This window comes from Niveibacterium sp. (genome assembly GCF_041909475.1).
Lineage (GTDB): Bacteria > Pseudomonadota > Gammaproteobacteria > Burkholderiales > Rhodocyclaceae > Niveibacterium.
Genome location: NZ_JAYRDJ010000038.1, coordinates 34,407 through 40,634, shown reverse-complemented (window position 1 = coordinate 40,634; position 6,228 = coordinate 34,407). Strand labels below are relative to the sequence as shown.

Below are 6,228 nucleotides of genomic sequence, written 5' to 3'. Positions count from 1 at the left end.
AGTGCAGGCGGGTCGCCGAGGCGGCCCGCCTTTTCGGCAGAACGACTCAATGATTTCAAGACTCAAGGATCGCGACTCGCTGGTGCTGGTCGGATCGGTGCTGGGGCTCGGTGTGCTGCTGTGGCTCATGTCGGCACCCCTCGCAATGCTGCCGGCGCCGGTGGGCCCGGCGGCGGATCAGTTTTCGGCCGGCGCGCTGATGACGATCCAGCTCACGCTGGTGTCGGGCATTGCCGGCCTGGTGCTGGGCGTGCTGGCCGCGCTCGGCAAACTCTCGCACCTGCCGCCGATGCGTTGGCTGGCGGATTTTTACGTGTGGGTGATTCGCGGCACGCCGCTGCTGCTGCAGATCCTGTTCGTGTATTTCGCGTTGCCGGAAATCTCGCCCAAGCTGCAGCTCAATGAGTTCTGGACCGCCGTGATTGCGCTGTCGATGAACGTTGGCGCATACAACGCCGAGGCGATTCGCGCCGGCATCAACGCGGTGCCGACCGGGCAGGTGGAAGCGGCACGTTCGCTCGGGCTGTCGAAGTTCTACACCTTTCTCGATGTGACGCTGCCGCAGGCGGTGCGCATTTCCTTGCCGCCGCTGGCGAGCAACCTTATCGCGCTGTTGAAGGATTCGTCGCTGGCCTATGCGATCGGTGTCGTCGAGCTTTCGATGGTCAGCAGCCGGGTGCAGGCGTCGAGCTTTCAGCCCTTCCCGGTCTTCCTCACGGTGGCGGCGGTGTATCTCGCGCTGACGACAACCTTCACGCAATTCGCCGGTGCGCTGGAGCGCAAGCTGGCTGTCGGAAAGCGCTAAGCATGAGCAAGGGTGACGTAATCATTTCGGTCGACAAGATCGTCAAGCGCTGGGGCAGTTTCACCGCGCTCAACGAGGTGTCGGTGTCCTTCAAGGAAGGCGAAGTCGTCTGCATCATCGGGCCTTCGGGTTCGGGCAAGTCGACCTTGCTGCGTACGATCAACCGGCTGGAAGAGCACGATGCTGGCCGCATCGTTGTAGACGGCATCGAGCTCGACAGCGACATGAAGCACATCGATGCCGTGCGCGCCGAAGTCGGCATGGTGTTCCAGAGCTTCAACCTGTTCACCCACATGACGGTGCTGGACAACATCACGCTGGCGCCGCAGCGGGTGCGCAAGTGGAAACGAGAGCGGGCCGAGAAGACTGCGCGCGAGCTGCTCGAACGCGTCGGCCTCGCCGCGCATGCGCACAAGTACCCGTCGCAGCTTTCCGGCGGCCAGCAACAGCGTGTTGCGATTGCGCGCGCGCTGGCCATGCAGCCGAAGGTGATGCTGTTCGACGAGCCAACCAGTGCGCTGGACCCGGAGATGGTCAACGAAGTGCTGCTGGTGATGCGCGACCTCGCCAAGAGCGGCATGACGATGCTGGTGGTCACGCACGAAATGGGCTTCGCCCGCGAAGTGGCCGACCGCGTGATCTTTTTCGATGGCGGGCGGATCGTGGAAGAGGGCGATCCGGCGCAGTTTTTCTCTCGTCCGACCCACCCGCGTGCGCAGGCCTTCCTGTCGCAGATCAAGCACGCAGGCTGAGGCGGGCGAGCCGACACCACGAGTACGGAGAACACTGATGACGACAACAAGACTGCGCGTAATGGTTGCCGCCGTGGCCGCGGCCCTCGCTGTGCCGGCGCATGCCGCAACGGATGCGAAGGTGATCGAGCGCCTCGAACGCCAGATCCAGGAATTGCAGCGCGAAGTGCAGGCGCTCAAGGCCGCCCAGCAGAAGAGCGACGCCGCAACGGCCGCTGTCGGTGCCACCGCGGCGGAAGCCAAGGCGGCCGCTACCGCGGCATCGCCTGCGGCGATCAAGGATGTGGCGGACCAGGTTGAAGCCCAGGGCAAGGAAGCGGTGGTCAAGGGGGACATCCCCGGCTCCTACCGCCGCGCGGGCGAGGAAACTTCGTTCCATGTCTATGGCGTGGCCGAACTGAACCTGGTGCATGACTTCGGGCAGGACAACGGCGCCAACGACTACTCCACCTTCGCACCCTACATCCCGCTCGACGGCCAGAGCGATCGCAAGGGCATGACCTACATGACGGCGCGCACCTCGCGCCTGGGTGTGGAAGCCTCGACGCCGTCGCCGCTTGGCCCGATCAACGTGAAGATTGAAGGCGACTTCAACAACGACCCGCGCACTGGCAACTCAGCGGTGACCGGCAGTCTCGAAACGATCTACACCCAGCAGGGCACCAACAGCTACAACTTCCGTCTGCGCCATGCCTATGGCCAGGTCGGTTCGTGGCTGGTAGGCCAGACCTGGTCGACCTTCATGGATGTGGATGCGCTGCCGGAAACGGTGGACTTCAACGGCCCGATTGGTGCGACCTTCATCCGCCAGCCGATGATCCGCTACACCTATGTAACACCGGACGTCGGCAACTTCACCGCGGCGCTGGAGAACTCGGTCAGCTATGTGCTGGACGATACCGGCGTTGCGACGGCCGACGGTTTCTCGCGCATGCCGGATCTGGTGCTTCGCTACGACAAGGCTTTCGACTGGGGCACGATCAGCGCGCGTGGCGTGACGCATGAGCTGGAGGTCAAGGGCGCGCTGGGTAATGCCTCGAAGCGCGGCTACGGCCTTGCCGCATCGAGTTTCATCAAAACGCGCGGCGACGATTTCCTGACGATCGCGGTTACCGGCGGCACCGGCATCGGGCGCTACTTCAATTACATCGAAGGCGCGATCTACAACCCGGCCGCGAACGAAGTGCTGACCGAGCAGGCGCTGGGCGTGGTGCTGGGCTACCAGATCAAACCGAGTGATCGTGTTCGCTACAACTTCGCGTACGGTTATCAGCGCAACTTCGACAACGACTACACCGATTTCGCGAAAGCGCAGGGGCTTGGTTCCGGTCAGTACGGCATTAACCGCAACGTGCAGCAGGGTCACGCCGGGCTGTTCTGGAGCCCGTTCCCGAAGCTGGTGGATATCGGTGCCGAGATCATCTGGGCGCGGCGCCAGACGCTGGATGGCGAAAAGGGCGACGCGACGCGTCTGAACTTCTCGGGCAAGTACTACTTCCAGTAACGCCCTGCGTCGATATTCGAGCGAACGGCCAGCCTTGTGCTGGCCGTTTTCATTTCACCCCACTCAGCTGGTGGCGAGGCGCCCCATCGCGCGGCGCCCTTGCAGCAGGTGGTTCTCCATCGCCACCTGTGCGGCCGCCGCGTCGGGCTTGCGCAGCGCCGCGACGATCGCGCGATGTTCTTCGAGCGATTCCTGCAGCCGCCCTTCGCGGAACAGCGAGTGGAAGCGCATCAGCTTGAGCTTTTGCCGCGTGTCCTGCACCAGCTGCGTCAGCCAGCGATTGCCGGCGATTTCCTGGATCGCTAGGTGGAACTGCTGATTCACCTCGAAGAAGGCTTCGATGTTGTTGGCGACGAAATGCGCCTCCAGCGCGGCGTGTAGCGCGTCAACGCGCGCATGGGCAGTGTCGTCCATGCGCAGCGCGGCTTCGTAGGCGCATCGGCCTTCCAGCAGCGCGAGAATCGGGAAGATCTCGTCCAGATCCTGCTCGGTCAGCAGCGTGACCTTGCAGCCGCGCCCGGGGGTTAGCGTGACCAGCCCCTCGCTCGCCAGCACTTTCAGGGCTTCGCGCAACGGGGTGCGCGAGATGCCGTATTCCGCGGTGATCGCCTGTTCGTCGATCCAGCTGCCGGGCGGCAGGTCGTGCGCAAAGATGCGTGTCCGCAGCCGTTCCGCGACCTCTTCAAAGAGGGCGGAGCGGGTAATCCGCTGCGGCGAGTCACCTTTTGACAACACTTCTAGTAGACCTCTTGTATTCATAATTATGGATAACGTATTATTGGTTCCGAGGGCTGTCAAGCCGGAATGCGATAGCGGGTTATCCAGCGGATTACTTGCGGCGAGCTTGGGGGAGTGAGCCAGATCGCAGGACGGACGACATTGCGGTGCGTCTGGGGGGAGGCGCCGCAATGTGACACGGTGGCCCGGGCCGACCTGAGGGTCGGCCCCTTTTATTCCACCCGGCGTCTGTGACCGCACGTGTGGCGGTGCGACTCGGCGTCGGGGCAAGGGAGTCTCGCATGTCGGAATTCAAGACGTCCGCCGATCTCGCTGCCTGGCAGGCAGCCGCCACCAAGGCTGCGCCGGGTGGTGATCTGGCCAAGCTCAACTGGGTCACGCCCGAGGGCATCACCGTCAAGCCGCTCTACACGCGCGCCGACATCGCCGGGCTTCCGCATACCGACACCCTGCCCGGCTTCGCGCCCTTCGTGCGCGGGCCTCAAGCCACGATGTACGCCGCGCGGCCCTGGACGATCCGCCAGTACGCCGGTTTCTCCACCGCCGAAGCCTCCAATGCCTTCTACCGCAAGGCGCTCGCCGCCGGGGGGCAGGGCGTGTCCGTGGCCTTCGATCTGGCAACGCACCGCGGCTACGACTCCGATCACCCGCGCGTGGTCGGCGACGTCGGCAAGGCGGGCGTGGCGATCGACTCGGTCGAGGACATGAAGATCCTGTTCGACGGCATCCCGCTCGACAAGATCAGCGTGTCGATGACGATGAACGGGGCTGTGCTGCCGGTGCTTGCCGGCTACGTCGTCGCGGCGGAAGAGCAGGGCGTGTCGCAGGATCAGCTCTCGGGCACGATCCAGAACGACATCCTCAAGGAATTCATGGTCCGCAACACCTACATTTATCCGCCGACGCCGTCGATGCGGATCATTGCGGACATCTTCGGCTACACCGCGCAACACATGCCGAAGTTCAACTCGATCTCGATCTCCGGCTACCACATCCAGGAAGCCGGGGCGAACCAGGCGATCGAGCTGGCCTTCACGCTGGCCGACGGCATGGAGTACGTGCGCACCGGCATCAAGAGCGGGCTCGATGTCGACGCCTTCGCCGGGCGGCTGTCCTTCTTCTGGGCGGTCGGCATGAACTTCTATCTCGAAGTTGCCAAGATGCGTGCTGGCCGGTTGTTGTGGCACAAGATCATGCAGGGCTTCGGCGCCAAGAGTGCCAAGTCGATGATGCTGCGCACCCACAGCCAGACCTCCGGCTGGTCGCTCACCGAGCAGGACCCGTACAACAACGTGGTGCGCACCACGATTGAAGCGATGGCGGCGGTGTTCGGCGGCACGCAATCGCTGCACACCAACGCGCTCGACGAGGCGATTGCGCTGCCGACCGAGTTCTCGGCCCGCATCGCACGCAACACGCAGATCATCATCCAGGAAGAGACCCACATCTGTAACGTGGTCGATCCCTGGGCCGGCTCCTACATGATGGAGACGCTGACGCAGGAGATGGCCGACAAGGCCTGGGCGCTGATCGAAGAGATCGAGAAGATGGGCGGCATGACCAAGGCCGTCGAATCCGGCTGGGCCAAGCTGCAAGTCGAGAAGTGCGCGGCAGAGAAGCAGGCGCGCATCGACTCCGGCAAGGATGTGATCGTTGGCGTCAACAAGTACAAGCTCGCGAAGCAGGATGCGGTGGATATTCTCGATATCGACAACACCGCAGTGCGCGAATCGCAGATCGCGCGACTGAAGCAGGTCCGCGGCAGTCGCGACGGTGCGCGAGTACAGGCGTGCCTCGATGCGCTGACGCGGTGTGCCGAAACCGGCGAAGGCAACCTGCTTGCGCTGTCGATTGACGCAGTGCGCGCGCGTGCTACGGTGGGCGAAGTGTCGGACGCACTGGAAAAGGTCTGGGGCCGCCACCGCGCGAATCCGCAGACGGTGAGTGGGGTGTACGGAGGCGTCGTGGAAGGTCAGGAAGACTGGCAGTCGCTGAAGGGCGAGATCGAGGCCTTCGCAGCCGAGCAGGGCCGCCGCCCGCGCATCATGGTCGCGAAGCTCGGTCAGGATGGTCACGACCGTGGTGCCAAGGTGGTGGCGTCGGCGTTCGCCGACCTCGGCTTCGATGTCGACATCGGCCCGCTGTTCCAGACACCGGACGAAGCCGCACGCCATGCCGTGGAAAACGATGTGCATGCGATCGGTGTGTCGACCCTCGCGGCCGGCCACAAGACCTTGGTGCCGCAGCTCATTAGCGCATTGAAGGCGCAGGGCGCGGACGACATCGTTTGTTTCGTCGGCGGCGTGATCCCGGCGCAGGACTACGACTTCCTGTTCAACGCGGGCGCGGCCGGCATTTTCGGGCCGGGCACGCCGATCCCCGCTGCGGCGCGCGAGGTGCTCGCGCAGATTCGCAAGCGGCTTGGCTGA

The 6,228-nt window shown here is 64.0% G+C and carries 5 protein-coding genes; 4 read left to right on the top strand and 1 reads right to left on the bottom strand.

Annotated elements, in window-relative coordinates; all coding sequences use genetic code 11:
• Positions 1–49: 49 nt before the first annotated feature.
• Genes ACE3P0_RS18410 through ACE3P0_RS18400 form a run of 3 tightly spaced genes read left to right on the top strand, consistent with a single transcriptional unit; the run spans position 50 to position 3,061 of the window.
• Positions 50–805 carry an amino acid ABC transporter permease gene (locus ACE3P0_RS18410; RefSeq protein WP_374404224.1) on the top strand — a complete coding sequence of 252 codons (756 nt, stop codon included), beginning with the start codon at positions 50–52 and terminating at the stop codon, positions 803–805.
• Positions 806–825: 20 nt separating this feature from the next.
• Positions 826–1,557, top strand: coding sequence for an amino acid ABC transporter ATP-binding protein (locus ACE3P0_RS18405; protein WP_374404225.1), 732 nt, complete (start codon positions 826–828; stop codon positions 1,555–1,557).
• 37 nt (positions 1,558–1,594) lie between these two features.
• The gene (locus tag ACE3P0_RS18400; RefSeq protein ID WP_374404223.1) at positions 1,595–3,061 is read left to right on the top strand and encodes a DcaP family trimeric outer membrane transporter; all 1,467 of its coding nucleotides are present in this window, start codon (positions 1,595–1,597) and stop codon (positions 3,059–3,061) included.
• Between the two features lie 63 nt (positions 3,062–3,124).
• Here ACE3P0_RS18400 and ACE3P0_RS18395 read toward each other — a convergent pair whose 3' ends face one another.
• Entirely contained in the window at positions 3,125–3,796 is a 672-nt protein-coding gene (locus ACE3P0_RS18395; protein WP_374404222.1) for a GntR family transcriptional regulator, read from the bottom strand.
• A 284-nt stretch (positions 3,797–4,080) separates the two neighbouring features.
• On the opposite strand from ACE3P0_RS18395, the gene scpA reads away from it, so the two are divergent.
• Entirely contained in the window at positions 4,081–6,228 is a 2,148-nt protein-coding gene (gene scpA / locus ACE3P0_RS18390; protein WP_374404221.1) for a methylmalonyl-CoA mutase, read from the top strand.

Excerpts from the sequence above, each read along its gene's own strand:
- ACE3P0_RS18410 (WP_374404224.1), top strand. The coding sequence starts at position 50 with ATGATTTCAAGACTCAAGGATCGCGACTCGCTGGTGCTGGTCGGATCG.
- ACE3P0_RS18400 (WP_374404223.1), top strand. The coding sequence starts at position 1,595 with ATGACGACAACAAGACTGCGCGTAATGGTTGCCGCCGTGGCCGCGGCC.
- scpA (WP_374404221.1), top strand. The coding sequence starts at position 4,081 with ATGTCGGAATTCAAGACGTCCGCCGATCTCGCTGCCTGGCAGGCAGCC.